Origin of the sequence: Pseudomonas sp. B19125 (assembly GCF_044218855.1) — a bacterium.
GTDB classification, from domain to species: domain Bacteria; phylum Pseudomonadota; class Gammaproteobacteria; order Pseudomonadales; family Pseudomonadaceae; genus Aquipseudomonas; species Aquipseudomonas edaphica.
The window spans coordinates 1,120,836-1,146,230 of sequence record NZ_CP162589.1; the positions used below are offsets into that span (position 1 = coordinate 1,120,836).

The window sequence follows — 25,395 nt, forward strand, 5'->3', positions numbered from 1 at the left end:
TCGAAGAGATGGGTCAGAAAGTACATCCCATTGGCATTCGCCTGGGAATCGTCAAGGAGCACACCTCCGTCTGGTACGCAGACGGTCGGACTTATGCGGACTATTTGTTCGCTGATCTGAAGGTGCGTGAGTATCTCCAAGACAAACTAAAAAGCGCGTCCGTAAGCCGTATCGATATCCATCGTCCGGCACAAACTGCACGTATCACCATCCACACCGCTCGTCCAGGTATCGTTATCGGGAAGAAAGGTGAAGATGTTGAGAAACTGCGTCAGGACCTGACCAAGCAAATGGGTGTGCCTGTGCACATCAATATCGAAGAGATCCGTAAGCCGGAGCTCGACGGTATGCTGGTTGCGCAGAGCGTAGCTCAGCAGCTGGAGCGTCGTGTAATGTTCCGTCGCGCTATGAAGCGCGCTGTACAGAACGCCATGCGCATTGGTGCCAAAGGCATCAAAATCCAAGTGAGCGGTCGTCTCGGCGGTGCTGAAATCGCACGTACTGAATGGTATCGCGAAGGTCGTGTGCCACTGCACACCCTGCGTGCCGACATCGACTATGCCAACTACGAAGCTCACACCACTTACGGTGTGATCGGTGTAAAGGTTTGGATCTTCAAGGGCGAAGTAATTGGTGGTCGCCAAGAAGAACTGAAACCACAAGCACCAGCGCCTCGTAAAAAAGCTGCTAAGTAAGGGGTACGCCAAATGTTGCAACCTAAGCGTACGAAGTTCCGCAAGCAGATGACAGGCCACAACCGTGGTCTGGCTCAGCGCGGTAGCAAAGTCAGCTTCGGCGAGTTCGCGCTGAAGTCTGTAGCTCGTGGTCGTCTCACCGCTCGTCAGATCGAGTCAGCGCGTCGTGCACTGACCCGTCACGTAAAACGTGGCGGCAAGATCTGGATCCGTGTATTCCCGGACAAGCCGATCTCCAAAAAGCCTCTCGAGGTTCGGATGGGTAAAGGTAAGGGTAACGTGGAATACTGGGTAGCCCAGATTCAGCCAGGCAAAGTCCTGTATGAAATCGAGGGTGTAACTGAAGAGCTGGCGCGTGAGGCTTTTGCCCTGGCTGCTGCAAAGCTGCCGCTCGCCACCGCCTTTGTTAAACGGACGGTGATGTGATGAAAGCGAATGAACTTCGTGAAAAATCCGCACAGCAGCTGAACGAGCAACTGCTCGGCCTGCTGCGCGACCAGTTCAATCTGCGTATGCAGAAAGCAACTGGCCAGTTGGGGCAGTCTCATCTGCTCTCGCAAGTTAAGCGTGACATCGCTCGCGTGAAGACTGTGCTCAACCAGCAGGCAGGTAAGTGATCATGGCTGAAGCCGAAAAGACTGTCCGTACGCTGACTGGCCGTGTTGTCAGCGACAAGATGGACAAAACCATCACCGTACTGATCGAGCGTCGCGTTAAGCACCCGATCTACGGTAAATATGTTAAGCGTTCGACTAAGCTGCACGCGCACGACGAAACCAACCAGTGCCACATCGGCGACAAAGTCACTATTCGTGAAACTCGTCCGCTGGCCAAGACCAAGTCTTGGGCACTGGTTGATGTTCTCGAACGCGCTGTGGAAGTCTAAGGACTAGGGGTCGGAGAAATTATATGATTCAGACTCAATCCATGCTCGATGTGGCCGATAACAGCGGCGCTCGCCGTGTTATGTGCATCAAGGTGCTGGGTGGCTCCCATCGTCGTTACGCTGGTATCGGTGACATCATCAAAGTTACCGTGAAGGAAGCAATTCCTCGCGGTAAAGTGAAAAAAGGCCAAGTGATGACTGCTGTTGTAGTCCGCACTCGTCACGGCGTACGCCGTGCTGATGGCTCCATTATCCGCTTTGATGGCAACGCTGCTGTTCTTCTGAACAACAAGCAAGAGCCGATCGGCACCCGTATCTTTGGGCCAGTGACCCGTGAACTTCGTACTGAGAAGTTCATGAAGATCGTCTCGCTCGCCCCAGAAGTGCTGTAAGGAGATCCGACATGCAAAAGATTCGTCGTGACGACGAGATCATCGTGATCGCCGGCAAAGACAAAGGTAAGCGCGGTAAGGTGCTTAAGGTTCTCGCTAATAACCGTCTGGTTATCGGCGGTCTGAACCTGGTTAAGCGTCATACCAAGCCTAACCCGATGTCGGGCGTACAAGGCGGTATCGTCGAAAAAGAAGCTCCACTGGACGCTTCTAACGTCGCCATTTTCAACGGCGAAACCAACAAGGCTGACCGCGTTGGTTTCAAAGTAGAAGACGGCAAGAAAATTCGTGTCTTCAAGTCGACCCAAAAAGCGGTTGATGCTTGAACACTGCTAGGTAGAAGACCATGGCACGACTAAAAGAGATTTACTGGAAAGAAATCGCACCGAAACTTAAGGAAGAACTTAAGCTTTCGAACGTGATGGAAGTTCCACGCGTTACCAAAATCACCCTGAACATGGGTCTGGGCGAAGCGGTCGGTGACAAAAAAGTCATCGAGCACGCTGTTGCTGACCTGGAAAAGATCACCGGTCAAAAAGTCGTTGTGACTTACGCTCGGAAATCCATCGCTGGCTTTAAAGTCCGTGAAGGTTGGCCGATCGGCGTCAAAGTGACTCTGCGCCGTGAGCGTATGTATGAATTCCTGGATCGTCTGCTGTCGATCTCCCTGCCTCGGGTTCGCGACTTCCGCGGCCTGAATGCCAAGTCCTTCGATGGTCGTGGTAACTACAGCATGGGCGTGAAAGAGCAGATCATCTTCCCGGAAATCGACTACGACAAGATCGATGCTCTCCGCGGTCTGGACATCACCCTGACCACCACTGCCAAGAACGATGATGAAGGTCGCGCCCTGTTGCGTGCTTTCAAATTCCCGTTCCGCAACTGATTGGAGTAGGACCATGGCCAAGATGAGCATGAAAAACCGCGAGCTGAAGCGTCAGCTCACGGTTGCCAAGTACGCCAAGAAGCGTGCAGCACTGAAAGCAATCATCGTTGATCTGAACGCAAGTCCAGAAGCACGCTGGGAAGCTACAGTTGCTCTGCAGAAGCAGCCACGTGACGCAAGCGCTTCGCGCATGCGTAACCGCTGCCGCCTGACCGGTCGTCCGCACGGCGTTTACCGCAAGTTCGGCCTCGGCCGTAACAAACTGCGTGAAGCGGCAATGCGTGGTGACGTACCAGGTCTGGTTAAAGCCAGCTGGTAAGTACTTTCAACGTCCAGGTGGGCAGAATCGCAAGATACTGACCGCCGGTGACCTTGAATCTGGATCAAGCCCCTTTTGGGGCTTGTTTCATTTCCGGAGTATGTCTAAAATACGCGGCTCGCCTGAGCCCGTGTTTTTTATGGCCGGAGATTCTCGGCGACATATGTAGCCGCAAGGCTAATTTTTTTGTATTAGGAGCGTCTAGCCCATGAGTATGCAGGACCCGTTAGCGGACATGCTAACTCGTATCCGTAATGCCCAGATGGCTGAAAAGTCCGTCGTAAGCATGCCATCTTCCAAGTTGAAGGTAGCTGTTGCCAAAGTCCTGAAAGACGAAGGCTACATTGCGGGTTATCAGATCAGCAGCGAAACCAAGCCACTGCTGTCCATCGAGCTGAAGTACTTCGAAGGCCGTTCGGTCATTGAAGAAGTGAAGCGCGTTAGCCGTCCAGGCCTGCGTCAGTACAAGTCCGCTGAAGATCTGCCGAAAGTTCGTGGCGGTCTGGGCGTGTCTATCGTCTCCACCAACAAAGGTGTGATGACGGATCGTGCTGCGCGCGCTGCCGGTGTCGGCGGCGAAGTTCTTTGCACTGTGTTCTAAGGGGGGATAAGCATGTCTCGCGTCGCTAAGAACCCCGTTAAGCTGCCAGCCGGTGTCGAAGTAAAATTCGCAGGCCAACAGCTTTCGGTGAAGGGTGCCAAGGGCACTCTTGAACTGAACATCCATTCGTCCGTTGAGATCGTTGAAGAAGCTGGTGAGCTGCGTTTCGCTGCTCGCAATGGCGATCAACAAACTCGCGCAATGGCCGGTACCACGCGTGCGTTGGTAAACAACATGGTCCAAGGCGTAAGCCAAGGCTTCGAGCGTAAGCTCCAGCTGGTCGGTGTTGGTTACAAAGCGCAAGCAAAAGGCACGGTTTTGAACCTGGCCCTTGGCTTCTCGCACCCAGTGGATTACGAACTGCCGGAAGGCATCACCGCTGAGACCCCTAGCCAAACCGATATCCTGATCAAGGGTATTGATAAGCAGCTGGTAGGTCAGGTGGCCGCTGAGATCCGCGACTTCCGTCCACCAGAGCCGTACAAAGGCAAAGGTGTGCGCTACGCGGACGAAGTCGTCCGTCGTAAAGAAGCCAAGAAGAAGTAGGGCATAGCAAATGACCGACAAAAAAGTTACTCGACTGCGTCGCGCTCGCAAAGCACGCCTGAAAATGCACGAACTCGAAGTCGTGCGTCTCTGCGTGTACCGCTCGTCGCAGCACATCTACGCCCAGGTCATCTCGGCCGACGGCAACAAAGTCCTGGCCAGCGCCTCGACTTTGGATAAAGAACTGCGTGATGGTGCCACCGGCAACATCGACGCGGCCACAAAGGTTGGCCAGCTGGTCGCTACACGTGCTAAGGCCGTGGGCGTCTCGCAAGTGGCTTTCGACCGCTCTGGCTTCAAGTACCACGGTCGCGTGAAAGCGCTGGCTGATGCTGCTCGTGAAGCTGGGCTGGAGTTCTAAGTTATGTCAAATAACGACCAAAAGCGCGACGAAGGCTACATTGAGAAGCTGGTTCAAGTTAACCGCGTAGCCAAAACCGTTAAAGGCGGCCGTATCTTCACTTTCACCGCGTTGACCGTGGTAGGTGATGGTAAAGGGCGTGTTGGCTTCGGCCGTGGCAAGTCACGTGAAGTGCCTGCCGCGATCCAGAAGGCAATGGAAGCTGCTCGTCGCAACATGATCCAAGTTGATCTGAACGGCACCACGCTGCAGTACGCAATGAAGTCCGCTCACGGCGCTTCGAAGGTGTACATGCAGCCTGCTTCTGAAGGTACCGGTATCATCGCTGGCGGCGCTATGCGTGCTGTCCTCGAGGTTGCTGGCGTTCAGAACGTTCTGGCCAAGTGCTACGGCTCGACTAACCCGGTAAACGTGGTTCACGCCACTTTCAAGGGTTTGAAAGCTATGCAATCTCCTGAGTCCATCGCTGCCAAGCGTGGTCTGACTGTCAAGGAGATCTTCTGATCATGGCTACCGTTAAAGTAACGCTGATCAAAAGCATGACCGGCCGCATCCCTAACCACAAACTGTGTGTTAAAGGTTTGGGTCTGCGTCGCATCGGTCACACTGTAGAAGTCCAGGATACTCCCGAGAATCGCGGGATGATCAACAAGGCTTACTACATGCTGCGTGTAGAGGGTTAATCGATGAAACTCAATGATCTGAGTCCAGCGCCGGGTTCCCGTCGCGAAAAGCATCGTCCGGGCCGTGGTATCGGTAGCGGTTTGGGTAAGACTGGTGGCCGTGGCCACAAAGGTCAAACCTCCCGCTCCGGTGGCACCATTGCTCCTGGCTTTGAAGGCGGTCAACAGCCGCTGCATCGTCGCCTGCCTAAGTTCGGTTTCGTATCCCTGAAAGCCATGGATCGCGCAGAAGTGCGTCTGTCCGAGCTGGCTAAAGTGGAAGGCGACATCGTTACTGTGCAGACCCTGAAAGATGCCAACGTGATCAACGTCAACGTACAACGTGTGAAAATCATGTTGTCCGGTGAAGTGACTCGCGCTGTCACTATCGGCAAGGGAATCGGCGCCACCAAAGGTGCGCGTTCGGCTATCGAAGCAGCTGGCGGCAAGTTCGAGGAATAAATGGCTAAGCAAGGTGCTCTCTCAGCGCTCGGCAAAGGCGGTATGTCTGAACTTTGGGCTCGTCTGCGTTTTCTGTTCCTGGCGATTATCGTCTACCGAATAGGCGCACACATCCCGGTTCCAGGTATCAACCCGGACCGACTCGCAGACCTGTTTCGACAGAATGAGGGGACCATTCTTAGCTTGTTCAACATGTTTTCCGGCGGCGCGCTGGAACGGATGAGCATCTTTGCATTGGGGATCATGCCGTACATTTCGGCATCGATCATCATGCAGTTGATGACCGCCGTGAGCCCGCAGCTGGAGCAGTTGAAGAAGGAAGGTGAAGCTGGCCGTCGCAAGATTAGCCAGTACACCCGCTACGGCACTGTCGTTCTCGCCCTGGTTCAAGCTATCGGCATGTCCGTTGGCCTGGCGGGGCAGGGCGTTGCGTTCACTGGTGACTTTGGCTTCTATTTCGTCGCGGTATCCACGTTTGTGGCTGGCGCGATGTTCATGATGTGGCTGGGTGAGCAGATTACTGAGCGTGGTGTTGGCAACGGTATCTCGATGTTGATTTTCGCAGGTATCGTCGCCGGTCTTCCGAGAGCAATCGGGCAGTCTTTCGAGTCTGCACGTCAGGGTGATATCAATATCTTCGCCCTGGTTGCCATCGGTGTGCTGGCAGTAGCGATTATCGGTTTTGTGGTGTTCATTGAGCGTGGCCAGCGTCGTATTGCTGTTCACTACGCCAAGCGTCAGCAGGGCCGTAAGGTCTTTGCTGCGCAGACCAGCCACTTGCCGCTGAAAGTGAATATGGCCGGTGTTATTCCGGCAATTTTCGCGAGCAGCATTTTGCTGTTTCCGGCTTCGTTGGGTACCTGGTTTGGTCAGTCTGAAAATATGGGCTGGCTGCAGGACCTCTCTCAGTCGATCGCTCCTGGTCAGCCGTTGAATATTCTGCTGTTTAGTGCAGGGATTATTTTCTTCTGCTTCTTCTATACGGCGTTGATGTTCAATCCGAAAGACGTAGCGGAAAACCTGAAGAAGTCCGGTGCCTTTATTCCGGGTATCCGTCCAGGTGAGCAGTCGGCACGCTACATTGATGGCGTTCTGACTCGTTTGACCCTGTTCGGTGCTCTATATATGACGGCCGTGTGCTTGCTTCCCCAGTTCCTGGTGGTTGCAGCAAACGTTCCGTTCTACCTTGGCGGGACCTCGTTGCTGATCGTGGTCGTGGTTGTGATGGACTTCATGTCCCAAGTACAATCGCACCTCGTTTCGCACCAGTACGAATCCCTGATGAAGAAAGCCAACCTGAAGGGCTACGGCAGCGGCATGTTGCGCTGAGTACCCCATAAGGTTCGAGGAGTTGGTGATGAAAGTTCGTGCATCGGTGAAAAAGCTGTGCCGTAACTGCAAGATTATTCGCCGCGAAGGTGTTGTTCGAGTAATTTGCAGCGCGGAACCGCGTCACAAACAGCGCCAAGGCTGAGTGTGATCCGCTTGAAGCCCGGCAGCTAGTGCGCTGCCGGGTTGATTATTTGTTATTACAGCGATATTATCTCGCGCCCTATTTCTTGGCTTCCGGGGCGTAGGTAGCTGTCAATTGGAGTCCCACTGAATGGCCCGTATTGCAGGCGTTAACATTCCAGATAACAAGCACACTGTTATCTCGCTGACCTACATCTATGGTGTTGGTCGCACTACTGCGCAGAAAATTTGCGCAGACACTGGGGTAAACCCAGCCGCAAAGATCAAAGATCTGAGCGACGAGCAGATTGAGCTGTTGCGTGGCGAAGTGGCGAAGTTCACCACTGAAGGTGACCTGCGTCGCGAAATCAACATGAAAATCAAGCGTTTGATGGACCTCGGTTGCTACCGTGGTCTGCGTCATCGTCGTGGTCTTCCAGTACGCGGTCAGCGTACCAAGACTAACGCGCGTACCCGTAAAGGTCCGCGTAAGCCGATCCGCAAGTAATCGCCCACGCGAATCGACAGGAAAATTATCATGGCAAAACCTGCTGCTCGTCCTCGTAAAAAAGTTAAAAAGACAGTGGTTGATGGCATCGCCCACATCCATGCATCTTTTAACAACACCATCGTGACCATCACCGACCGTCAAGGTAACGCGCTGTCTTGGGCTACCTCTGGTGGTTCGGGTTTCCGCGGTTCCCGCAAGTCCACCCCGTTTGCTGCTCAAGTAGCTGCTGAACGTGCTGGTCAAGCTGCGCTGGAATACGGCCTGAAAAACCTCGACGTTAACGTCAAAGGTCCAGGTCCAGGTCGTGAGTCTGCTGTCCGTGCTTTGAACGGCTGTGGCTATAAGATCGCCAGCATCACCGACGTGACGCCAATCCCGCACAACGGGTGCCGTCCGCCGAAGAAGCGCCGCGTGTAATCCAGGAGATTGTAAAGAATGGCTCGTTACATTGGTCCAAAATGCAAACTCGCTCGTCGCGAAGGCACCGATCTCTTCTTGAAGAGCGGCGTGCGCGCGATCGAATCGAAGTGCAACATTGAAGCAGCACCTGGTATCCACGGCCAACGCCGCGGTCGCCAGTCCGATTACGGCACCCAACTGCGTGAAAAGCAGAAGGTCCGTCGTATTTACGGCGTTCTCGAGCGTCAGTTCAGCGGCTACTACAAAGAAGCTGCTGGCAAGAAAGGTGCAACCGGTGAAAACCTGCTGCAACTGCTCGAATGCCGTCTGGACAACGTTGTATACCGTATGGGCTTTGGTTCGACTCGTGCCGAATCCCGTCAGCTGGTATCGCACAAATCCGTCAGCGTAAACGGCCAAACCGTTAACGTTCCGTCCTACCAGGTTCGTGCTGGTGACGTGGTCGCGATTCGCGAGAAAGCAAAAAACCAACTTCGCATTGTCCAAGCTCTCGATCTGTGTGCCCAACGTGGCCGCGTAGAATGGGTAGAAGTAGACACTGAGAAGAAGTCGGGCGTTTTCAAGAACGTTCCTGCTCGCAGTGATCTGTCCGCCGACATCAACGAAAGCCTGATTGTCGAGCTCTACTCCAAGTAAGGGCTAGAAAATAGGTGCATCCATGCAGATTTCGGTAAATGAGTTCCTGACACCCCGCCACATTGATGTGCAGGTTGTCAGTCCAACCCGCGCCAAGATCACTCTCGAGCCTCTCGAGCGTGGTTTTGGCCACACCCTGGGCAACGCGCTGCGCCGCATCCTGTTGTCCTCAATGCCCGGCTGTGCAGTAGTCGAGGCCGAGATTGACGGTGTGCTCCACGAGTACAGCGCCATCGAAGGTGTACAGGAAGACGTAATTGAAATCCTGTTGAACCTTAAAGGTCTGGCTATCAAGCTGCACGGCCGTGACGAAGTTACGCTGACCTTGTCGAAGAAGGGTTCGGGGGTGGTTACCGCTGCCGATATTCAGCTGGATCATGATGTCGAGATCGTTAATCCCGATCACGTAATCGCTAACCTGGCGTCTAACGGCGCCCTGAACATGAAGCTCACTGTAGCTCGTGGTCGTGGTTATGAACCGGCCGACTCGCGTCAGAGCGATGAAGACGAAAGCCGCAGCATTGGTCGCTTGCAGCTTGACTCTTCGTTCAGCCCGGTTCGCCGTATCGCATACGTGGTGGAAAACGCCCGTGTCGAACAGCGTACTAACCTGGACAAGCTGGTTATTGATCTGGAAACCAACGGTACTCTGGATCCTGAAGAGGCTATCCGCCGCGCTGCAACCATTCTGCAACAGCAGTTGGCTGCGTTCGTCGACCTCAAAGGTGACAGCGAACCAGTGGTAATCGAGCAGGAAGACGAGATCGATCCGATCCTGCTTCGCCCGGTTGACGATCTGGAACTGACTGTACGTTCGGCTAACTGCCTTAAGGCGGAAAACATTTACTACATCGGCGACCTGATTCAGCGTACCGAAGTAGAACTGTTGAAGACTCCGAACCTGGGCAAGAAATCCTTGACTGAAATCAAGGACGTTCTGGCCTCCCGCGGTCTGTCCCTCGGCATGCGCCTCGACAACTGGCCGCCTGCAAGTCTTAAGAAGGACGACAAGGCGACTGCCTGATCGTCGTAATCACCGAACGTGAGTTTGGTAAGGAATGAACCATGCGTCATCGTAAAAGTGGTCGTCACCTGAGCCGTACCAGCTCGCACCGCAAGGCCATGTTTCAAAACATGGCGGTGTCGCTGTTCGAGCACGAGCTGATCAAAACTACCCTGCCGAAAGCTAAAGAACTGCGTCGCGTTGCTGAGCCGCTGATCACTTTGGCCAAGACAGACAGCCTGGCTAACCGCCGTTTGGTTTTCGACCGTACTCGTTCGAAAGCTATCGTTGGTAAGCTCTTCAACGACCTGGGCAAGCGTTACGCTACCCGTGAGGGTGGCTACCTGCGCATCCTCAAGTGCGGCTTCCGCACTGGCGACAACGCGCCTATGGCGTATGTCGAGTTGGTTGATCGTGCTACTGCCGGCGAAGCTGTAAGCGCCGAGTAAGACGACACGCTGCAACGAAGAACCGGGCCTAGTGCCCGGTTTTTTGTGGGCGATAGGAAAGTCGTCTATATTCCTCAAGTCGCTGCCGGTTCCCTTATTAATCCAAACTCTATTCGCCCTGACGGGTTATTAGTTATTTTCTATCAAAGTCCATGATTTAATGCATTTGATGGTGTCATCTTGATGGTCAATACTCCCTCCAGCCGATTAGCCGGCAGTTCTAAGCCTGACCTGAGGAAGATTGAGCATGAGTACAATTCTGACCACCGCCAGCGGCGCTCCCGTCGCAGATAACCAGAACTCCCGCACTGCCGGCTCGCATGGGCCACTGCTCCTCGATGATTTTCATCTCATCGAGAAGCTTGCGCACTTCAACCGTGAGAACATTCCTGAGCGTCGTGTGCACGCCAAAGGCTCAGGTGCACACGGTACGTTTACAGTGACTCGGGATATTACCCAATACACCCGCGCCAAGCTGTTTGAGTCCGTAGGCAAGCAGACTCCAACGTTTCTGCGTTTTTCCACGGTGGGTGGTGAGCGTGGCTCGGCAGATACTGCGCGTGACCCGCGCGGCTTTGCCTTGAAGTTTTACACCGAGGAAGGTAACTGGGACATCGTTGGTAACAACACCCCGGTGTTCTTCATTCGCGACCCGCTCAAGTTTCCAGATTTTATCCACACCCAGAAACGGTTGCCGCAAACCAACCTCAAAAGTGCACAGATGGTCTGGGACTTCTGGTCATTGTCCCCAGAGGCGCTGCACCAGATCACCATTCTGTTCTCGGATCGTGGCACTCCAGACGGCTATCGTCACATGCACGGCTTCGGGAGCCATACCTACAGCCTTATCAACGCTAAAGGCGAGCGCCATTGGGTCAAATGGCACTATAAAACCAAGCAAGGGATCAAAAACCTGACTCCCGAGGAGGCGACACGTATCGCCGGTACCGATCCTGATTACGCGCAGCGTGACCTGTTTGATGCGATTGAGCGCGGTGACTTTCCGAAGTGGAGCGTCAACATCCAGATCATGACCGAGGCTCAGGCCGCTGCTCACTATGAAAACCCGTTCGACGTGACTAAGACCTGGTCGCAGCAGGAGTTTCCGTTGATCGAGGTGGGTGAGCTGGAGCTGAACCGTAATCCAGTGAATTACTTTGCTGAAGTCGAGCAGGCATGCTTCGGCCCAAGCAATATGGTTCCGGGTGTTGGTCTGTCGCCAGACCGTATGCTTCAAGGCCGTGTTTTCGCTTATGCGGACGCCCACCGCTATCGCGTTGGCACCAACCATCAGCAGTTGCCGATCAACTCCCCATTGAGTCCGGTCAATAACAACCAGCGCGATGGTTCCATGTCCTTTGGTTACGGTGGTGCGTCTCCTAACTATGAGCCCAACAGCGTGGCGGATACACCAAAGCAGGCGCCACAGTACGCTGAGCCGCCTCTGGCGCTGAACGGTGCTGCTGACCGTTATGATCAACGTGAAGACACGGACTACTACAGCCATGCCGGTGCGTTGTTCCGCCTGCAGGACGACGCTCAGAAAGCGCTGCTGATTAACAACATCGCCGGCGCGATGGCCGGCGTCAGCAGTGATGTGGTTCAGCGCCAGCTTCAGCACTTTTTCAAGGCTGACCCAGCTTACGGCCAGGGCATTGCAGCTGCATTGGGCGTAACGCTTAGCTGACTCTAAACGAGAAGCAGAACCGCCCTCATTCGGGCGGTTTTTGCGTTATTTTCGCTACTTTTCTCTGAATATCTTCGTTTTTCTGCCGTTTGTCCCGTGACCTTCGAGTCAGCATGGTTCAAACTACAGACTTTCAAGCAGGGAGATGTAGGGCGATGCAAGGTCACCCCGACGTAATCGATTACCTCAACACGTTGCTGACGGGCGAACTGGCAGCTCGTGACCAATATTTCATCCATTCGCGTATGTACGAAGACTGGGGCTTTACCGAGCTCTACGAGCGTATCAACCACGAAATGGAAGAAGAGGCACAGCACGCCGACGCGCTGATGCGCCGTATCCTGATGCTCGAAGGCACGCCGCGCATGCGTCCCGACGACCTGGACGTGGGCACCACGGTACCTGACATGCTCGCTGCCGACCTTCGTCTCGAGTACAAGGTGCGTGCCGCGCTCTGCAAGGGCATCGAGCTCTGTGAGCAGCACAACGACTATGTCACTCGCGAAATTCTGCGCGTGCAGTTGAATGACACCGAAGAAGATCACACCTACTGGCTTGAAAAGCAGTTGGGGCTGATCAAGTTGGTCGGTCTGGAAAATTACCTGCAATCGCAGTTCTGATTTGCGGCTGCAAAAAAGCCCCTGTCACCGCAAAGTGACAGGGGCTTTTTCATGAGCCCGATAAATCAGGCTCTGTCGCGTGCCAGCAGTGGCTTCAAGTAGTAACCAGTATGCGACTGTGGCATCTCGGAGACCTGCTCCGGCGTGCCCACCGCAATGATCTGGCCACCCTTGGAACCGCCTTCCGGTCCGAGGTCCACCAGCCAGTCGGCCGTTTTGATCACATCCAGGTTGTGTTCGATGACTACCACCGTGTTGCCGTGGTCGCGCAAGCGGTGCAAAACGTCGAGCAATTGCTGAATGTCCGCGAAGTGCAGGCCCGTGGTTGGCTCATCGAGGATATACAGGGTCTTGCCCGTGTCGCGTTTGGACAGCTCACGAGACAACTTCACCCGTTGCGCCTCGCCACCCGACAGCGTGGTCGCTGACTGCCCCAGCTTGATGTACGACAGGCCCACATCCATCAACGTCTGCAGCTTGCGCGCCAATGCTGGAACTGCGTCGAAGAACACCCGCGCTTCCTCGATGGTCATCTCGAGGGTTTCGTGGATGCTCTTGCCCTTATACTTGATCTCCAGGGTTTCGCGGTTGTAGCGCTTGCTCTTGCACACATCGCACGGCACGTAGATGTCCGGCAGGAAGTGCATTTCCACTTTGATCAGGCCATCGCCCTGGCAAGCTTCGCAGCGGCCACCCTTGACGTTGAACGAGAACCGGCCAGGCCCATAGCCCCGTGAGCGCGACTCTGGCACGCCGGCAAACAGTTCGCGTATCGGCGTGAACAACCCGGTATAGGTCGCAGGGTTCGAGCGGGGTGTGCGGCCAATCGGGCTTTGGTCGATATCGACCACCTTGTCCAAGTGCTCCAGGCCCTTGATGCTGTCGTGTGCAGCTGCTTCCAGGGTAGTCGCGCCGTTCAGGGCGGTGGCGCTCAGTGGGAACAGCGTGTTGTTGATCAGCGTCGATTTGCCCGAGCCGGAAACACCGGTCACGCAGGTCAGCAAGCCCAGCGGAATCTCCAGGTCGACATTGCGCAGGTTATTTCCGCGCGCGCCCTTGAGGTGCAGCGCCATTTTTTTGTTACGCGGCGTGCGCTTGGCTGGCACTTCGATTTTCACGCGACCGGACAGGTACTTGCCGGTCAACGAGTCCGGGTGAGCCATCACTTCGGCAGGCGTGCCCTCGGCGACAATATGCCCGCCATGCACACCCGCACCAGGACCAATGTCGACCACATAATCGGCCAGGCGAATCGCGTCTTCGTCGTGCTCAACCACGATCACCGTGTTGCCGATATCGCGCAGGTGTTTCAGCGTACCCAGCAGGCGATCATTGTCACGTTGGTGCAGGCCGATCGACGGCTCGTCAAGGATGTACAGAACGCCCACCAGGCCGGCACCAATCTGGCTGGCCAGGCGAATCCGCTGAGCTTCGCCACCGGACAAGGTATCCGCGCTGCGATCCAGCGACAGGTAGTCCAGGCCGACGTTGACCAGGAACTGCAAGCGCTCGCGAATTTCCTTGAGAATCTTGTCGGCAATTTCCCCACGGCGGCCGGTCAGCTTGAGTACACCGAAGTATTCACAGGCATCGCCGATCGGCAGGTTGGTTACTGCCGGCAACGTCTTCTCGCCTACCCATACGTGCCGCGCCTCACGACGCAGGCGCGTGCCGCGGCAGTCGGGGCACGGTTGGGTGCTGAGGAATTTCGCCAGCTCTTCGCGTACGCTCGCCGATTCGGTCTCGCGGTAGCGCCGCTCCAGGTTGGGTACGATGCCCTCAAACGGGTGCGAGCGTTTGACGATATCGCCGCGGTCGTTCAGGTATTTGAAATCGACATTCTGCGAGCCGCTACCGTGCAGGATGACTTTCTGCTGCTCGGCTGGCAGTTGGTTGAACGGCACTTCCAGGCTGAATTTATAGTGCGACGCCAGCGACCCCAGCATCTGGAAGTAATAGACGTTGCGCCTGTCCCAGCCGCGTATGGCACCTTCCGCCAAGGTCAGGTCACCGTTGACCAGGCGCTTGATGTCGAAGAACTGCTTCACCCCCAGGCCATCGCACGTCGGGCAGGCCCCGGCCGGGTTGTTGAAGGAAAACAGCTTGGGTTCCAGCTCGCTGATCGCATGGCCGCAGATCGGGCAGGCAAAACGTGCGGAGAAGATGATCTCTTCGCCCGGTTCGTCATCCATCGGTGCGACCAGGGCAATACCATCGGCCAGCTTCAGCGCGGTCTCGAACGATTCCGCCAAACGCTGCTGCAAGTCGGCGCGTACCTTGAAGCGGTCGACCACCACATCAATCGAATGCTTCTTCTGCTTGTCGAGCTTCGGCGCTTCGTCCAGCTCATACAGCTTGCCGTTGATGCGCGCCCGCACAAAGCCCTGGGCACGCAGCTCTTCGAACACCGACAGGTGCTCACCCTTGCGCTCGCGAATCACCGGCGCCAGCAGCATCAGCTTGGCGCCTTCCGGTTGGGCCAGCACCAGGTCGACCATCTGGCTGACGGTCTGGGCTTCCAGCGGAATGTCGTGGTCCGGGCAGCGTGGAATACCTACGCGCGCATACAGCAGGCGCAGGTAGTCGTAGATTTCAGTGATGGTGCCCACGGTGGAACGCGGGTTATGGGAGGTCGACTTCTGTTCGATGGAAATCGCCGGCGACAGGCCTTCAATGGTGTCGACGTCGGGTTTTTCCATCATTGACAGGAACTGTCGCGCATAGGCCGACAGCGATTCCACATAGCGGCGCTGGCCCTCGGCATACAGCGTGTCAAACGCCAGTGACGATTTGCCCGAGCCGGACAAGCCGGTGATGACGATCAGTTTGTCCCGGGGCAGGGTCAGGTCGATGTTCTTCAGGTTGTGGGTTCTAGCCCCACGAATCAGGATCTTGTCCAAGATGGCCTCGCACGGCGGGCGTAAATAATGCAGGAGTATACGGCTAAAGACTGGATGAATATACACTGTCAAAGTGCCGGGTGCAGCCTTACATGAAAGCTGCGCGGCAAAGCGCCGCATATACCCTCTCAATCGATGGGACTGGTAGAATTGCCGCCGGTTCACACGAGGTTTTTCCATGCACGATCCCCACAGCGAACGCATGAGTAGCGGCGAGACCCGAGCAGCAAGCGGTCTGGCCCTGGTGTTCGCGTTCCGTATGCTAGGCATGTTTATGGTGTTGCCGGTGCTGGCGACCTATGGAATGGATCTCGCAGGAGCGACCCCCGCACTGATCGGCCTGGCGATTGGCGCCTATGGCCTGACCCAGGCGCTTTTTCAGATCCCGTTCGGGATCATTTCCGACCGTATCGGCCGTCGTCCCATCATCTACCTGGGGCTGATCGTGTTCGCCCTCGGCAGTGTGGTCGCGGCCCAATCCGATTCTATTTGGGGTGTGATTGCCGGGCGCGTCCTACAGGGCGCCGGGGCGATTTCCGCAGCGGTGATGGCGCTGCTCTCGGACCTGACCCGCGAACAACACCGCACCAAGGCCATGGCCATGATCGGCATGACCATCGGCCTTTCATTCGCCGTTGCGATGGTCGTCGGCCCCTTGCTGACCCGTGCCTTCGGTTTGCACGGGCTGTTCCTCGCCACCGGCGGCATGGCGTTGTTCGGCATCGTGATCGTGGCCTTCATGGTGCCGCGCTCCACCGGCACCTTGCAGCACCGTGAGTCCGGCGTCGCACGCAAGGCATTGTTGCCGACGCTCAAGCACCCGGACCTGCTGCGCCTGGATTTAGGTATCTTCGTGTTGCACGCAATGCTGATGTGCAGCTTCATCGCGCTGCCCCTGGCACTGGTGCAAAAAGCCGGTTTGCCCAAGGAACAGCACTGGTGGGTGTACCTCACCGCACTGCTGATTTCGTTCTTCGCCATGATCCCGTTCATCATCTACGGCGAGAAGAAACGCAAAATGAAACGAGTTTTGCTCGGCGCCGTCGCGACGCTGATGCTCACTGAGCTATTCTTCTGGAAGTTCGGCGACAGCCTGCGGGCGCTGGTATTCGGCACGGTGGTGTTCTTCACCGCGTTCAACCTGCTGGAGGCTTCGCTGCCTTCGCTGATCAGTAAAGTTTCACCGGCCGGTGGCAAGGGCACGGCGATGGGGGTGTATTCCACCAGCCAGTTCCTCGGCTCCGCGCTTGGCGGCATCATGGGCGGCTGGATGTTCCAGCATGGCGGTTTGTCGGTTGTGTTCCTCGGATGCGCCGGGCTGGCTGCACTTTGGTTGGCCTTTGCTGTTACCATGCGCGAACCTCCCTATGTGACGAGCCTGCGTTTGCCGTTATCGCCAGAAGCGATCCGCGAAGCCGGTCTGGTTGAGCGCCTCAAGGCCGTTACCGGGGTTACAGATGCCGTGGTTATTGCAGAAGAAGCCGCCATCTACATCAAATTAGACACCGAATTATTGGATCGCGCGACGCTCGAGCAACTGGTCAACCCAGTGCCGACAGCGCGCCCAGCCTAGGAGAACGTTATGGCCCGTGGGGTTAACAAAGTCATATTGGTCGGTACATGCGGCCAGGATCCCGAAGTTCGCTACTTGCCTAACGGTAACGCCGTGACCAACTTGAGTCTGGCGACCAGCGAACAGTGGACCGACAAGCAGACTGGCCAGAAGGTCGAGAAAACCGAATGGCACCGTGTGTCGATGTTCGGCAAGGTGGCAGAAATCGCCGGTGAATACCTGCGCAAAGGTTCGCAGGTCTACATCGAAGGCAAACTGCAAACCCGCGAGTGGGAAAAAGACGGCATCAAGCGTTACACCACCGAAATCGTGGTGGACATGCAAGGCACCATGCAACTGCTGGGCGGCCGTCCACAGCAGGGCGACCAACAGGGCGGGGGCAATAACTACCAGCAGTCCGCTCCGACCCCACGCCAGCAGGCTCCGCGCCCGCAGCAGTCGGCTCCGCAACAGTCGCGCCAGGCACCGCCTCCACAGCAGGCCGCGCCACAGCCGGCTCCGGATTTCGACAGCTTTGATGACGATATCCCGTTCTAAGGTCCCAGGCCCGGAACGAGCAAAACCCCCGCAGGCGAAAGTCTCGGGGGTTTTTTAATGCCTGTGATCAAGCCTCTGTCGCGGCCGCTGTGACCACCATCTCCTTGAACCTGCGCAATACCGCTGAGCTGTCGCCAATACGCGTGGCCAAATGCAACGGCGCCACCAGGCTCTGGCACTCGATCAGCTCGCGATAAATAATGCCATCGCCGCGCAGCCGCTGCATGGAGGCGGGCACGATAGAGACCCCAAGCCCTGCAGCCACAAGACTCAAGGTCGCCGTCATGCGTGGCGCCTCCTGCACCACTTGCGGGCTGAACCCCGCTTCACGGCAGGCCACCAGAATGGCGTCATACAAAACCAGCCCCACGCGCCGGCGATAGAGCACAAAAGCCTCATCAGCCAATGCTGCCAAGGGTAACGGCTGCCCCGCATCGAGTGCCAAGGGATGATCGGTCGGCAGCGCCAGCAGCATCGGCTCCACCAGGATCGGTTCGTCCTGCAACTGTTGCGTGCCACTGAGCGGTGAGCGGATAAACGCGGCATCCAGTTTTTCCTGCACCAGCGCGTCCAGCAGTTCGCCGGTTCCCGCTTCCTCCAGTACCACCGAGACCCCCACAAAGGCCTCGCGAAACCGCCGCAGCACGCTGGGCACAAACGGGTGCAACGCCGCCGAGCTGGTAAAGCCGATAGCGAGTCGGCCCCGTTCACCCCGGGCGGCACGGCGCACCACGTCGGCCACACCCTCGGCCCGCGCCAGGATGTCACGCGCCTCGTCCAGCAACGCGAGGCCGGCAGTGGTTGGGCGCACGCCGCGGGGCAGGCGCTCCATCAACACCACACCCAATTGCGTTTCAAGACTCTGCAGCAAGCGCGTCAAGGGTGGTTGTTGCATGCCCAGGCGTTCCGCAGCGCGAGTGATGTAGCCTTCCTCGGCAATAGCCACGAAGGCTTTAAGCTGGCGAAGCTCCAACATAAGGATACTTTCAAGGTATGGGAGTTTGCCAATCCTGGCATTTGTTCTCATGGCTCACAAGACTTAGGCTGTGGTCACCGCTAACAAAGAAGGAAAGCCGCGATGACCTGGTCTGCCAAGCAATACACGATGTTTGAACAGCAACGCACCCGCCCGGTCCGTGACTTGGTCGCGGCCATTCCCAATACCGATGTGCGTAGCGCCGTCGACCTGGGGTGCGGCCCTGGCAATTCCACTGAAGTGTTGGCCGAGCGTTTCCCGCAGGCGCACGTTACGGGCATGGACAGCTCCGACGACATGCTGGTCGACGCCCGCAAGCGCCTGCCGCAACTGAATTTCGAGCTGGCAGACATCGCCGCCTGGAACCCAGGCCAGAAGTTCGATGTGATCCTCGCCAACGCGTCCCTGCAATGGCTACCTGACCACGCCACGCTTTATCCGCATCTGCTCGACCAGCTGACACCTGGCGGCACCCTCGCCGTACAAACCCCGGACAACCTCGACGAACCTGCCCACCGGCTGGCCCGCGAAGTGGCGGCAGATGGCCCGTGGGCGGCCAAGATTGGTGCGGTCAAACACAATGAGCGGCACACCGCGAGTTACTACTACGAGCTGCTGAGCAAACATTGCAGCACCGTCGACGTGTGGCGCACCACCTATCAACACCCGCTGGCCGATCACGGGGCGGTGGTGGAGTGGTTCAAGGCTTCTGCGTTGCGGCCGTTTCTTGCACCGTTGACCGATAGCGAAAAAGCCGCATTCCTACAGCAATACCAGACGCGTATTACCCAGGCTTACCCGGCCCTGGCTGACGGCACTGTATTACTGCCTTTTCCGCGTCTGTTCATCATCGCAACCCGCTGAGGGCCGCAAACAAGCGGTGGTCATTGCGCCGCCGCTTGCTCCTTCAAGTATTCATCCGTCGACACCACGCTGGCGTACCCAAAGGCCAGCGATGCCATATAAGCGCCATGCACCTGCGCCGCCGCAATCACCTGGCCATTGAATACCTGGTCGCGGGTCGCGCAGGCGTCATGAATCAGCGTGACCTGGTAGCCCAGGTCTGCCGCAGCCCGCACCACGGCGTCGATGCACATATGGCTCATGTTGCCGACCACCACCACGTCAGTGATGGCGCGTTGTTCCAGCACGGTGCGCAGGTTTGTCCCGCGAAACGCGTTCACAAAGTGTTTGAGCACCACCGGCTCATTACCCTCGTTGAGTACCTTGGCATGCAGGTGCGCGCCCTCGGAGCCTGTCGTGAAGAAGGGTGCGTCTTCGCTGGTGAACTCATGGCGCACATGGACAACGGCGTTGCCCGCCTGGCGAAACGCCTGCAGCACCTGCGCGGCCTTGTCCGCCGCGGCTTCCACGCCATCGAGCGGCCACTTGCCCTCGGGGAAGTAATCGTTCTGGATATCGATGAGGATGAGCGCTTGCTTGGCCATGGGTGTCCTTATGATGGTTGGCAGTGCCTTGCATCTTAGCTGGCCCGTCGCCATCCACGCAGCTGCTTTGATGGAGGCGTCGTGCAGAACACCGTCCGTTTAAACCCCTGTCGTGCAGAATAAAACAGGCCTAGTGCCATCGCTGTGTCAGTAACTGTTTGATTTAACGGCCATCCTCCCCAGCCTTGCCTTGGCGTGATCCATGCAACCTTCCTCGCACACACATGGCAGGATCGCCAAGGGGGACGCATGACCCCGATTCAACGCAAAAAACGCGTAGTCGCCCACTCCACAAGAGAAGGGGCGCCGCAGCATGAAGTCGAAACCAATCGCGCCCTCGCGCGCTGGCTGGCGCAGATCCTTGGGCTTAAATTCGGCGGCAGCTATGACCCGCAGTTACACGCCGGTCTCGACTTGTATGTGTTACCCACCCAAACCCTGGTCGGCCCCGCTCAAGCGCGACCGCTTAATATCAAAGGGCCGGAAGATCTGTGGGGCGGTTATGTCGATCACGCATTCATCTGTACCAAAGCGCTCACCCACGGCCTGCTAAGTCCTGACGCCACGGCGCCTGAAGGCTGGTCGCCAGCGTTCTGTGAGCGTGTGCGCACGGTTGTTCTCGACGGGCTCAGCGTGTTTGCTCTTGAAGACGCATTGCCTGCCGCCACGCGCTTGCTCTACAGCGGGCCGATTCGCATGAAACCGGTGCATGCCTGTGCCGGACGCGGCCAGGAAGTTATCCACAGCCTCGACGCATTCGAGGCTTTACTGGCGCGACCCGAAGCGGCGCAGCTGTTCAACGACGGCGTAGTGCTGGAGCAGGATCTGCACGACGTCACCACCCATAGCGTAGGCCAGAGCTTTATCGGCGATCACGTGATCAGCTACTGCGGCGAGCAATACCTCACCCAGGACGGGCACGGTGAAGAGGTTTACGGCGGCTCGACCTTGCTGGTGGTGCCCGGTGGTTATGAAGACCTGCTTGAGCTCGATTTGCCCGACGATGTGCGCGAAGCCATCCAACAAGCCCAGGTCTTCGACAGTGCCGCCGATGAGGCCTACCCTGGTTTCTATGCCTCGCGGCGCAATTACGACATTGCCCAAGGCCTGGACAGTGACGGCCAACGCCGTAGTGGCGTGCTCGAACAATCCTGGCGCATGGGTGGGGCCAGCAGCGCGGAAGTCGCGGCGCTGCAAAGCTTTATCAATAACCCCGGCCTGCGGGCGATTCATGTGTCCTCGGTAGAGACCTATGTGGACCAACCGCTGCCGGCGCACGCTATTGAGGTGTATCGCGGCCCGGCCGAAAACAGCGACTTTCTTCTCAAGTATGTGACGGTTAAATCTTATGACGGCTAGAAGCGAAAGCATTGCGATCGATATCGACGACGAACAGATGAGCGGCACCTTCCTGAGTCCAAAATCCAAAGTCCCCGGCGTGTTGTTTGTGCACGGCTGGGGCGGTAGCCAGGAACGCGACCTGGAGCGCGCCAAAGGCATCGCGGGCTTAGGCTGCGTGTGCCTGACCTTCGACCTGCGCGGCCACGCCGGCACCGGCATTCCCTTGTCCCGCGTCACCCGTGAAGACAACCTGCGCGATTTGCTGGCGGCCTATGATCGGCTGCTCTCACACCCCGCCATCGACACCTCGGCGGTGGCCGTGGTGGGCACCAGTTATGGCGGCTATCTGGCGGCGATTCTCACCTCATTGCGCCCGGTACGCTGGTTGGCGCTGCGCGTGCCGGCGTTGTATCGCGACCAGGAGTGGCTCAAGCCCAAGCGCGACCTGGATAAGGCCGACCTGATGGATTACCGCAGCACCCTGGTGCACGCCGAGACCAATCGCGCCCTGCATGCCTGCGCCAAGTTCAGCGGCGATGTGCTGATCGTCGAGTCGGAAACCGACGACCACGTACCCCATGCCACCATCATGAGTTACCGCGCGGCCTGCCAGAACACCCATTCGCTGACCCATCGGATCATCGATGGCGCCGATCATTCGTTGAGCGACCCGGTGTCGCAGCAGGCCTACACCTCGATCCTGGTGGACTGGATTACCGAGATGGTGGTGGGGGAGCGGTTGAGCATTATTCAGTCACGATAGTGGGGTGCCCTTTAGGGCCTCATCGCGGGCAAGCCCGGCTCCCACACTTGGAATGTATTGCAACCTGTGGGAGCGGGCTTGCCCGCGATGGCGATCGAACTGCCGACACCGTTCACGCCGGTGTTTTCTTGACCCGCAACGCCTTGGCCTTGGCCTCCACCGCCAGGTACATCACCACCGCCACCAACAGCGGCAAAATAAAATAGATCGCCCGGTAGGCAATCAGCCCTGCAAGCAAACTGCCCCGCGACGCCTCATGCTGCATCAGCCCGATAAACACTGCTTCCAGCACACCGAGCCCGGCCGGGATATGGGTGATCACCCCGGCAATCGCGCTGATAAGCAGCACGCCCAATACCAGCGGGTAGTCCAGCTTGGCGGGCAGCAACGTAAAGATCACCGCCGCCATCAACGACCAATTCAACGCACCGAGTGCCAGTTGCAAACAGGCCATGCGCAACGACGGCAAGTTGATCTCGATGCCCTTGATCGACCACGCGCGTTTCTTTGCAAACTGGCACGCCGCCAAGTAACCCAGGCTGGCCAGCACCAGCAGCACGCCAATGCCTTGCAACGCGTCGCTGCTGACCTTCCAGCCCGGCGGCATTGTCACCAGCCCACTGCTGAATACCCCTCCGGCCACGGCCATATAGCCAAACCAGTTGGTGGCCAGGCTCAGCCCAAGAATCTTGGCGATATTGCTGGTGCTCACCCCGAGCCGCGAATACAGCCGATAGCGCATGGCAATGCCGCCGACCCACGCGCTCAAGTTGAGGTTGAAGGCGTAGCTGATGATCCCGACCGGCAGGATCTGCTTCCAACGCAAATCCTGGCGAATGTAGGTGCGGCCGATCAGGTCGAAGCTGGCGTAGACAAGAAAGCTGCAGAGCGTCAGCCCACCGGCGATCAGCAGCGTGCGCAGCTTGAAGGCCGCCAGCGTTTGCAGCACTTCGCTCCAGTCGATGCGCCGCGCGAGCAAGGTGAACAGCACAATCAGCAGTACAAAAAACGCGATCGTCAGCGGTTTCTTCCAGCGCTTGAACCGCGAGCCGCCGCTTTCAGTGCTCATGGGTGTGGCTCTCGAATGGCTTGAGGCGCGGTTTGTGTGCTGGCAGCCAGCCCGTCAGCGCGGGGAAGTGCCGCATGACATGGAACACTAAAAAGCCCACGGTCAATCGCCATAACCACAGACGCGGCTTGCGCTTTTCCGGCATGGTCCGGCAATGATTGCGCGCCAGTGTTTCCAGGCTTTCGTACAGCTGTTGATTGAACGCGCGATCACGAATCAGCACGTTGGCTTCCAGGTTCAGCGACAGGCTCAATGGGTCCAGGTTGCTCGAACCCACAGTGCTCCAGTCGTCATCCACCAAGGCCACTTTGCCATGCAACGGGCGCTGGCAATACTCGTGAATCACTACGCCATCCTTGAGCAAATAGTCATACAGCATGCGCGCGGCGAGCTTGGCCAGCAGCACATCGGGTTGGCCCTGCATGATCAGTTGCACCTGTACGCCACGTCGCGCGGCATTGCGGATTTCACGCAGCAGGCGATAGCCTGGGAAGAAGTAGGCGTTGGCAATCACCACGCGTTTTTGCGCCTTGCTCAAGGCGTGTATATAGGCCTCTTCGATATCATCGCGATGTTGCAGGTTATCGCGATAAATCAGGCGCACCAGGCCGTCGTCGGTGTGCGTCGGCCACAGCGATGGCCGTTGCTGGCGCCGTCGCCAGCCGCGTCGCGTGCGCACCTGGCGGCCACTTTGGGCGAGGGCGAAATGATGCAGGTCCGCCACGGCCGGGCCGCTTACCTGCACGGCATAATCCTGCTTGGCTTCGGGGCCGAAATCACCCAAGTGGTCGGCAGAAAAATTGATCCCGCCGATAAACGCCACGGCGGCGTCCACCACCACAATCTTGCGGTGCAGGCGACGGAACCAGTTGGTGCGAATGCCCACTATCTTCGCTGCCGGGTCAAACATTTGCACCGTCACCCCGGCCTCGGCCAGCTCACTGAGAAAGGCAGGGCTCAGTTCGCCGCAGCCAAAGCCATCGAGGCTGACGATCACCTTTACGCCACGCTGCGCCGCCTCAATCAGGATGCCTTGCAGCTCATTGCCAACCTTGTCTTCGAACAGAATAAAGGTCTCCAGCAAGATCTCCCGCTGCGCCCGGCGCATGGCCTCGAAGACGGCGGGAAAGTACGCCTCGCCGTTCTCCAGCAGCTCAATGCGGTTGCCCGGTTGCCAGCCGTAATCCAGGTCGCGGGCCTTGGCATCATCCGGTGGCTGGTCGGTGGCAATGTGTTCCACGGCGACATTCATAGTTCGATCTCCACCGACAGCGGCACGTGGTCTGACAGGTGAGACCAGGGCCGCGTCGTCAGCGCCCTGGGGTTATGCACCTTCAGGTTACGCACATAGATGCGATCCAAAGGCAGCAATGGCAGGCGCGCCGGAAAGGTGCGCGCCGGTTTGCCATGGGCTTCGATAAACACTTCCCTGAGCCCGCTTTGGCTCAGGTCGGCCTTGTGGCGCCAGTCATTGAAATCACCGGCGACGATCAGCGCCGCGTCAGCCGGAATCTCGGCGATGCGCTGCTCCAGCAAACGCAATTGCTGCTGGCGATGCACCTCGCGCAGGCCCAGGTGCATGCAGATCGCATGCACCTCTTGGCCGCTGCCCGGCAAGCGCAGCACGCAATGCAGCAGGCCACGGCTTTCATGCCCGCTCTGGGAGATGTCGAGGTTGTCGTAGCGGATGATCTGGAATTTGGACAGCAGCGCGTTGCCGTGGTCGCCATGCGGGTAGACCGCGTTGCGGCCGTAGGCGAACTGCGGCCAGATGCTGTCGGCGAGGAACTCATACTGCGGCATCTTCGGCCAGTCGCTGTAACGCTGCGGGTGCCGCTCATGGGTGCCGTGGATTTCCTGCAGGAACACCATGTCGGCGCCCACGCTGCGCACCGCCTCACGCAACTCGGGCAGGATGAAGCGTCGGTTCAACGCGGTGAAACCCTTGTGGATATTGACCGTCAGCACGGTGAAGCGGGTGATGGCGGTGCTGGGCGTAACGGGCACCCAGTCGGCAATCGCAGCCATGATCGCTCCTGTGGATAAGTAAAGGGTGAAGCCTGTGTTATTGGCTGATGTTATTGGCTGACTGCGGGTGTTGACGGAAAGTTTCGAGTGACCTACAGGCGGTGCTGTTAACCGATCGTTCCCACGCTCCGCGTGGTAACGCAGCCCGGGACGCTCCGCGTCCTATGGACGC

Annotated in this window: 34 protein-coding genes; 28 read left to right on the forward strand and 6 right to left on the reverse strand. The window is 57.6% G+C overall.

Annotated elements, in window-relative coordinates:
• The first annotated feature begins 8 nt into the window (after nucleotides 1–8).
• The 23 genes from rpsC to bfr all read left to right on the forward strand — a co-directional run bounded on the left by rpsC (nucleotide 9) and on the right by bfr (nucleotide 12,588).
• Nucleotides 9–695 (forward strand): 30S ribosomal protein S3, encoded by a 687-nt coding sequence (gene rpsC / locus AB4P96_RS05055; RefSeq protein WP_003176422.1) that lies wholly within the window; start codon nucleotides 9–11, stop codon nucleotides 693–695.
• 12 nt (nucleotides 696–707) lie between these two features.
• Nucleotides 708–1,121 carry a 50S ribosomal protein L16 gene (gene rplP / locus AB4P96_RS05060; protein WP_003232424.1) on the forward strand — a complete coding sequence of 138 codons (414 nt, stop codon included), beginning with the start codon at nucleotides 708–710 and terminating at the stop codon, nucleotides 1,119–1,121.
• Nucleotides 1,121–1,312 (forward strand): 50S ribosomal protein L29, encoded by a 192-nt coding sequence (gene rpmC, locus AB4P96_RS05065; protein ID WP_002555481.1) that lies wholly within the window; start codon nucleotides 1,121–1,123, stop codon nucleotides 1,310–1,312. The genes rplP and rpmC overlap by 1 nt, the downstream gene beginning before the upstream one ends.
• Nucleotides 1,313–1,314: 2 nt before the next feature.
• Complete coding sequence (gene rpsQ / locus AB4P96_RS05070) at nucleotides 1,315–1,581, forward strand: 30S ribosomal protein S17 (protein ID WP_003176419.1); 267 nt, start codon at nucleotides 1,315–1,317, stop codon at nucleotides 1,579–1,581.
• Nucleotides 1,582–1,604: 23 nt separating this feature from the next.
• Nucleotides 1,605–1,973 carry a 50S ribosomal protein L14 gene (gene rplN, locus AB4P96_RS05075; RefSeq protein ID WP_002555479.1) on the forward strand — a complete coding sequence of 123 codons (369 nt, stop codon included), beginning with the start codon at nucleotides 1,605–1,607 and terminating at the stop codon, nucleotides 1,971–1,973.
• A gap of 11 nt (nucleotides 1,974–1,984) precedes the next feature.
• On the forward strand, nucleotides 1,985–2,299 hold the full coding sequence (gene rplX / locus AB4P96_RS05080) for a 50S ribosomal protein L24 (protein WP_003176416.1): 315 nt from the start codon (nucleotides 1,985–1,987) through the stop codon (nucleotides 2,297–2,299).
• Between the two features lie 20 nt (nucleotides 2,300–2,319).
• On the forward strand, nucleotides 2,320–2,859 hold the full coding sequence (gene rplE / locus AB4P96_RS05085) for a 50S ribosomal protein L5 (RefSeq protein ID WP_003176415.1): 540 nt from the start codon (nucleotides 2,320–2,322) through the stop codon (nucleotides 2,857–2,859).
• 13 nt (nucleotides 2,860–2,872) lie between these two features.
• Nucleotides 2,873–3,178, forward strand: a complete 306-nt coding sequence (gene rpsN, locus AB4P96_RS05090; protein WP_003176414.1) for a 30S ribosomal protein S14 — start codon at nucleotides 2,873–2,875, stop codon at nucleotides 3,176–3,178.
• Nucleotides 3,179–3,386: 208 nt separating this feature from the next.
• On the forward strand, nucleotides 3,387–3,779 hold the full coding sequence (gene rpsH / locus AB4P96_RS05095; protein WP_010566853.1) for a 30S ribosomal protein S8: 393 nt from the start codon (nucleotides 3,387–3,389) through the stop codon (nucleotides 3,777–3,779).
• Between the two features lie 12 nt (nucleotides 3,780–3,791).
• Entirely contained in the window at nucleotides 3,792–4,325 is a 534-nt protein-coding gene (gene rplF / locus AB4P96_RS05100; RefSeq protein WP_003176412.1) for a 50S ribosomal protein L6, read from the forward strand.
• 10 nt (nucleotides 4,326–4,335) lie between these two features.
• Nucleotides 4,336–4,686 (forward strand): 50S ribosomal protein L18, encoded by a 351-nt coding sequence (gene rplR / locus AB4P96_RS05105; protein WP_017135964.1) that lies wholly within the window; start codon nucleotides 4,336–4,338, stop codon nucleotides 4,684–4,686.
• Between the two features lie 3 nt (nucleotides 4,687–4,689).
• The gene (rpsE, locus tag AB4P96_RS05110; protein ID WP_003176409.1) at nucleotides 4,690–5,190 is read left to right on the forward strand and encodes a 30S ribosomal protein S5; all 501 of its coding nucleotides are present in this window, start codon (nucleotides 4,690–4,692) and stop codon (nucleotides 5,188–5,190) included.
• A gap of 2 nt (nucleotides 5,191–5,192) precedes the next feature.
• The gene (gene rpmD, locus AB4P96_RS05115) at nucleotides 5,193–5,369 is read left to right on the forward strand and encodes a 50S ribosomal protein L30 (RefSeq protein ID WP_003176408.1); all 177 of its coding nucleotides are present in this window, start codon (nucleotides 5,193–5,195) and stop codon (nucleotides 5,367–5,369) included.
• Nucleotides 5,370–5,372: 3 nt separating this feature from the next.
• Nucleotides 5,373–5,810 (forward strand): 50S ribosomal protein L15, encoded by a 438-nt coding sequence (gene rplO, locus AB4P96_RS05120; protein ID WP_003176407.1) that lies wholly within the window; start codon nucleotides 5,373–5,375, stop codon nucleotides 5,808–5,810.
• Nucleotides 5,811–7,139, forward strand: a complete 1,329-nt coding sequence (gene secY, locus AB4P96_RS05125) for a preprotein translocase subunit SecY (protein WP_017135965.1) — start codon at nucleotides 5,811–5,813, stop codon at nucleotides 7,137–7,139.
• A 28-nt stretch (nucleotides 7,140–7,167) separates the two neighbouring features.
• Nucleotides 7,168–7,284: a 50S ribosomal protein L36 gene (rpmJ, locus tag AB4P96_RS05130; protein WP_002555468.1), complete on the forward strand. Its 117-nt coding sequence runs from the start codon at nucleotides 7,168–7,170 to the stop codon at nucleotides 7,282–7,284.
• A gap of 129 nt (nucleotides 7,285–7,413) precedes the next feature.
• Nucleotides 7,414–7,770: a 30S ribosomal protein S13 gene (gene rpsM / locus AB4P96_RS05135; RefSeq protein WP_003210063.1), complete on the forward strand. Its 357-nt coding sequence runs from the start codon at nucleotides 7,414–7,416 to the stop codon at nucleotides 7,768–7,770.
• A gap of 30 nt (nucleotides 7,771–7,800) precedes the next feature.
• Nucleotides 7,801–8,190, forward strand: a complete 390-nt coding sequence (gene rpsK, locus AB4P96_RS05140; protein ID WP_002555466.1) for a 30S ribosomal protein S11 — start codon at nucleotides 7,801–7,803, stop codon at nucleotides 8,188–8,190.
• An 18-nt stretch (nucleotides 8,191–8,208) separates the two neighbouring features.
• Nucleotides 8,209–8,829, forward strand: coding sequence for a 30S ribosomal protein S4 (gene rpsD, locus AB4P96_RS05145; protein ID WP_003210056.1), 621 nt, complete (start codon nucleotides 8,209–8,211; stop codon nucleotides 8,827–8,829).
• 22 nt (nucleotides 8,830–8,851) lie between these two features.
• The gene (locus AB4P96_RS05150; RefSeq protein WP_003176403.1) at nucleotides 8,852–9,853 is read left to right on the forward strand and encodes a DNA-directed RNA polymerase subunit alpha; all 1,002 of its coding nucleotides are present in this window, start codon (nucleotides 8,852–8,854) and stop codon (nucleotides 9,851–9,853) included.
• Between the two features lie 41 nt (nucleotides 9,854–9,894).
• Nucleotides 9,895–10,281: a 50S ribosomal protein L17 gene (gene rplQ, locus AB4P96_RS05155; RefSeq protein WP_017135967.1), complete on the forward strand. Its 387-nt coding sequence runs from the start codon at nucleotides 9,895–9,897 to the stop codon at nucleotides 10,279–10,281.
• A 247-nt stretch (nucleotides 10,282–10,528) separates the two neighbouring features.
• Nucleotides 10,529–11,968, forward strand: coding sequence for a catalase (locus AB4P96_RS05160; protein WP_395600555.1), 1,440 nt, complete (start codon nucleotides 10,529–10,531; stop codon nucleotides 11,966–11,968).
• 155 nt (nucleotides 11,969–12,123) lie between these two features.
• Complete coding sequence (bfr, locus tag AB4P96_RS05165) at nucleotides 12,124–12,588, forward strand: bacterioferritin (protein ID WP_015886133.1); 465 nt, start codon at nucleotides 12,124–12,126, stop codon at nucleotides 12,586–12,588.
• Nucleotides 12,589–12,653: 65 nt separating this feature from the next.
• On the opposite strand, the gene uvrA is transcribed toward bfr, so the two are convergent.
• Nucleotides 12,654–15,488, reverse strand: a complete 2,835-nt coding sequence (uvrA, locus tag AB4P96_RS05170) for an excinuclease ABC subunit UvrA (RefSeq protein WP_026013597.1) — start codon at nucleotides 15,486–15,488, stop codon at nucleotides 12,654–12,656.
• Nucleotides 15,489–15,666: 178 nt separating this feature from the next.
• On the opposite strand from uvrA, the gene AB4P96_RS05175 reads away from it, so the two are divergent.
• Both AB4P96_RS05175 and AB4P96_RS05180 read left to right on the forward strand, forming a co-directional pair.
• Entirely contained in the window at nucleotides 15,667–17,061 is a 1,395-nt protein-coding gene (locus AB4P96_RS05175) for an MFS transporter (protein ID WP_395600556.1), read from the forward strand.
• A gap of 9 nt (nucleotides 17,062–17,070) precedes the next feature.
• Nucleotides 17,071–17,598, forward strand: a complete 528-nt coding sequence (locus tag AB4P96_RS05180; RefSeq protein ID WP_017135971.1) for a single-stranded DNA-binding protein — start codon at nucleotides 17,071–17,073, stop codon at nucleotides 17,596–17,598.
• 67 nt (nucleotides 17,599–17,665) lie between these two features.
• Here the strand turns inward: AB4P96_RS05180 and AB4P96_RS05185 are convergent, their stop codons facing one another.
• Nucleotides 17,666–18,574 (reverse strand): LysR family transcriptional regulator, encoded by a 909-nt coding sequence (locus AB4P96_RS05185; RefSeq protein ID WP_395600557.1) that lies wholly within the window; start codon nucleotides 18,572–18,574, stop codon nucleotides 17,666–17,668.
• Between the two features lie 102 nt (nucleotides 18,575–18,676).
• Here AB4P96_RS05185 and tam point away from each other — a divergent pair, with 102 nt between their 5' ends.
• A complete protein-coding gene (tam, locus tag AB4P96_RS05190; RefSeq protein WP_186617128.1) occupies nucleotides 18,677–19,438 on the forward strand; it encodes a trans-aconitate 2-methyltransferase in 762 nt (253 codons plus the stop codon).
• Nucleotides 19,439–19,458: 20 nt separating this feature from the next.
• Here the strand turns inward: tam and AB4P96_RS05195 are convergent, their stop codons facing one another.
• Nucleotides 19,459–20,022, reverse strand: a complete 564-nt coding sequence (locus tag AB4P96_RS05195) for a cysteine hydrolase family protein (protein WP_395600558.1) — start codon at nucleotides 20,020–20,022, stop codon at nucleotides 19,459–19,461.
• A gap of 249 nt (nucleotides 20,023–20,271) precedes the next feature.
• Here AB4P96_RS05195 and AB4P96_RS05200 point away from each other — a divergent pair, with 249 nt between their 5' ends.
• Nucleotides 20,272–21,381: a DUF3182 family protein gene (locus AB4P96_RS05200; protein WP_395600559.1), complete on the forward strand. Its 1,110-nt coding sequence runs from the start codon at nucleotides 20,272–20,274 to the stop codon at nucleotides 21,379–21,381.
• Nucleotides 21,371–22,126, forward strand: coding sequence for a S9 family peptidase (locus tag AB4P96_RS05205; protein WP_017135976.1), 756 nt, complete (start codon nucleotides 21,371–21,373; stop codon nucleotides 22,124–22,126). The genes AB4P96_RS05200 and AB4P96_RS05205 overlap by 11 nt, the downstream gene beginning before the upstream one ends.
• A gap of 112 nt (nucleotides 22,127–22,238) precedes the next feature.
• Here the strand turns inward: AB4P96_RS05205 and AB4P96_RS05210 are convergent, their stop codons facing one another.
• The 3 genes from AB4P96_RS05210 to AB4P96_RS05220 are packed head-to-tail and all read right to left on the reverse strand — an operon-like array spanning nucleotide 22,239 to nucleotide 25,223.
• Nucleotides 22,239–23,195, reverse strand: coding sequence for a lysylphosphatidylglycerol synthase domain-containing protein (locus AB4P96_RS05210; protein WP_395600560.1), 957 nt, complete (start codon nucleotides 23,193–23,195; stop codon nucleotides 22,239–22,241).
• Nucleotides 23,185–24,447, reverse strand: a complete 1,263-nt coding sequence (clsB, locus tag AB4P96_RS05215; RefSeq protein ID WP_395600561.1) for a cardiolipin synthase ClsB — start codon at nucleotides 24,445–24,447, stop codon at nucleotides 23,185–23,187. The genes AB4P96_RS05210 and clsB overlap by 11 nt, the downstream gene beginning before the upstream one ends.
• A complete protein-coding gene (locus AB4P96_RS05220; RefSeq protein WP_138449343.1) occupies nucleotides 24,444–25,223 on the reverse strand; it encodes an endonuclease/exonuclease/phosphatase family protein in 780 nt (259 codons plus the stop codon). The genes clsB and AB4P96_RS05220 overlap by 4 nt, the downstream gene beginning before the upstream one ends.
• Nucleotides 25,224–25,395 lie beyond the last annotated feature (172 nt).

Coding starts and splice junctions, on each gene's coding strand:
- rpsC (WP_003176422.1), top strand. CDS start 9: ATGGGTCAGAAAGTACATCCCATTGGCATTCGCCTGGGAATCGTCAAG.
- rplP (WP_003232424.1), top strand. CDS start 708: ATGTTGCAACCTAAGCGTACGAAGTTCCGCAAGCAGATGACAGGCCAC.
- rpmC (WP_002555481.1), top strand. CDS start 1,121: ATGAAAGCGAATGAACTTCGTGAAAAATCCGCACAGCAGCTGAACGAG.
- rpsQ (WP_003176419.1), top strand. CDS start 1,315: ATGGCTGAAGCCGAAAAGACTGTCCGTACGCTGACTGGCCGTGTTGTC.
- rplN (WP_002555479.1), top strand. CDS start 1,605: ATGATTCAGACTCAATCCATGCTCGATGTGGCCGATAACAGCGGCGCT.
- rplX (WP_003176416.1), top strand. CDS start 1,985: ATGCAAAAGATTCGTCGTGACGACGAGATCATCGTGATCGCCGGCAAA.
- rplE (WP_003176415.1), top strand. CDS start 2,320: ATGGCACGACTAAAAGAGATTTACTGGAAAGAAATCGCACCGAAACTT.
- rpsN (WP_003176414.1), top strand. CDS start 2,873: ATGGCCAAGATGAGCATGAAAAACCGCGAGCTGAAGCGTCAGCTCACG.
- rpsH (WP_010566853.1), top strand. CDS start 3,387: ATGAGTATGCAGGACCCGTTAGCGGACATGCTAACTCGTATCCGTAAT.
- rplF (WP_003176412.1), top strand. CDS start 3,792: ATGTCTCGCGTCGCTAAGAACCCCGTTAAGCTGCCAGCCGGTGTCGAA.
- rplR (WP_017135964.1), top strand. CDS start 4,336: ATGACCGACAAAAAAGTTACTCGACTGCGTCGCGCTCGCAAAGCACGC.
- rpsE (WP_003176409.1), top strand. CDS start 4,690: ATGTCAAATAACGACCAAAAGCGCGACGAAGGCTACATTGAGAAGCTG.
- rpmD (WP_003176408.1), top strand. CDS start 5,193: ATGGCTACCGTTAAAGTAACGCTGATCAAAAGCATGACCGGCCGCATC.
- rplO (WP_003176407.1), top strand. CDS start 5,373: ATGAAACTCAATGATCTGAGTCCAGCGCCGGGTTCCCGTCGCGAAAAG.
- secY (WP_017135965.1), top strand. CDS start 5,811: ATGGCTAAGCAAGGTGCTCTCTCAGCGCTCGGCAAAGGCGGTATGTCT.
- rpmJ (WP_002555468.1), top strand. CDS start 7,168: ATGAAAGTTCGTGCATCGGTGAAAAAGCTGTGCCGTAACTGCAAGATT.
- rpsM (WP_003210063.1), top strand. CDS start 7,414: ATGGCCCGTATTGCAGGCGTTAACATTCCAGATAACAAGCACACTGTT.
- rpsK (WP_002555466.1), top strand. CDS start 7,801: ATGGCAAAACCTGCTGCTCGTCCTCGTAAAAAAGTTAAAAAGACAGTG.
- rpsD (WP_003210056.1), top strand. CDS start 8,209: ATGGCTCGTTACATTGGTCCAAAATGCAAACTCGCTCGTCGCGAAGGC.
- AB4P96_RS05150 (WP_003176403.1), top strand. CDS start 8,852: ATGCAGATTTCGGTAAATGAGTTCCTGACACCCCGCCACATTGATGTG.
- rplQ (WP_017135967.1), top strand. CDS start 9,895: ATGCGTCATCGTAAAAGTGGTCGTCACCTGAGCCGTACCAGCTCGCAC.
- AB4P96_RS05160 (WP_395600555.1), top strand. CDS start 10,529: ATGAGTACAATTCTGACCACCGCCAGCGGCGCTCCCGTCGCAGATAAC.
- bfr (WP_015886133.1), top strand. CDS start 12,124: ATGCAAGGTCACCCCGACGTAATCGATTACCTCAACACGTTGCTGACG.
- AB4P96_RS05175 (WP_395600556.1), top strand. CDS start 15,667: ATGCACGATCCCCACAGCGAACGCATGAGTAGCGGCGAGACCCGAGCA.
- AB4P96_RS05180 (WP_017135971.1), top strand. CDS start 17,071: ATGGCCCGTGGGGTTAACAAAGTCATATTGGTCGGTACATGCGGCCAG.
- AB4P96_RS05185 (WP_395600557.1), bottom strand. CDS start 18,574: ATGTTGGAGCTTCGCCAGCTTAAAGCCTTCGTGGCTATTGCCGAGGAA.
- tam (WP_186617128.1), top strand. CDS start 18,677: ATGACCTGGTCTGCCAAGCAATACACGATGTTTGAACAGCAACGCACC.
- AB4P96_RS05195 (WP_395600558.1), bottom strand. CDS start 20,022: ATGGCCAAGCAAGCGCTCATCCTCATCGATATCCAGAACGATTACTTC.
- AB4P96_RS05200 (WP_395600559.1), top strand. CDS start 20,272: ATGACCCCGATTCAACGCAAAAAACGCGTAGTCGCCCACTCCACAAGA.
- AB4P96_RS05205 (WP_017135976.1), top strand. CDS start 21,371: ATGACGGCTAGAAGCGAAAGCATTGCGATCGATATCGACGACGAACAG.
- AB4P96_RS05210 (WP_395600560.1), bottom strand. CDS start 23,195: ATGAGCACTGAAAGCGGCGGCTCGCGGTTCAAGCGCTGGAAGAAACCG.
- clsB (WP_395600561.1), bottom strand. CDS start 24,447: ATGAATGTCGCCGTGGAACACATTGCCACCGACCAGCCACCGGATGAT.
- AB4P96_RS05220 (WP_138449343.1), bottom strand. CDS start 25,223: ATGGCTGCGATTGCCGACTGGGTGCCCGTTACGCCCAGCACCGCCATC.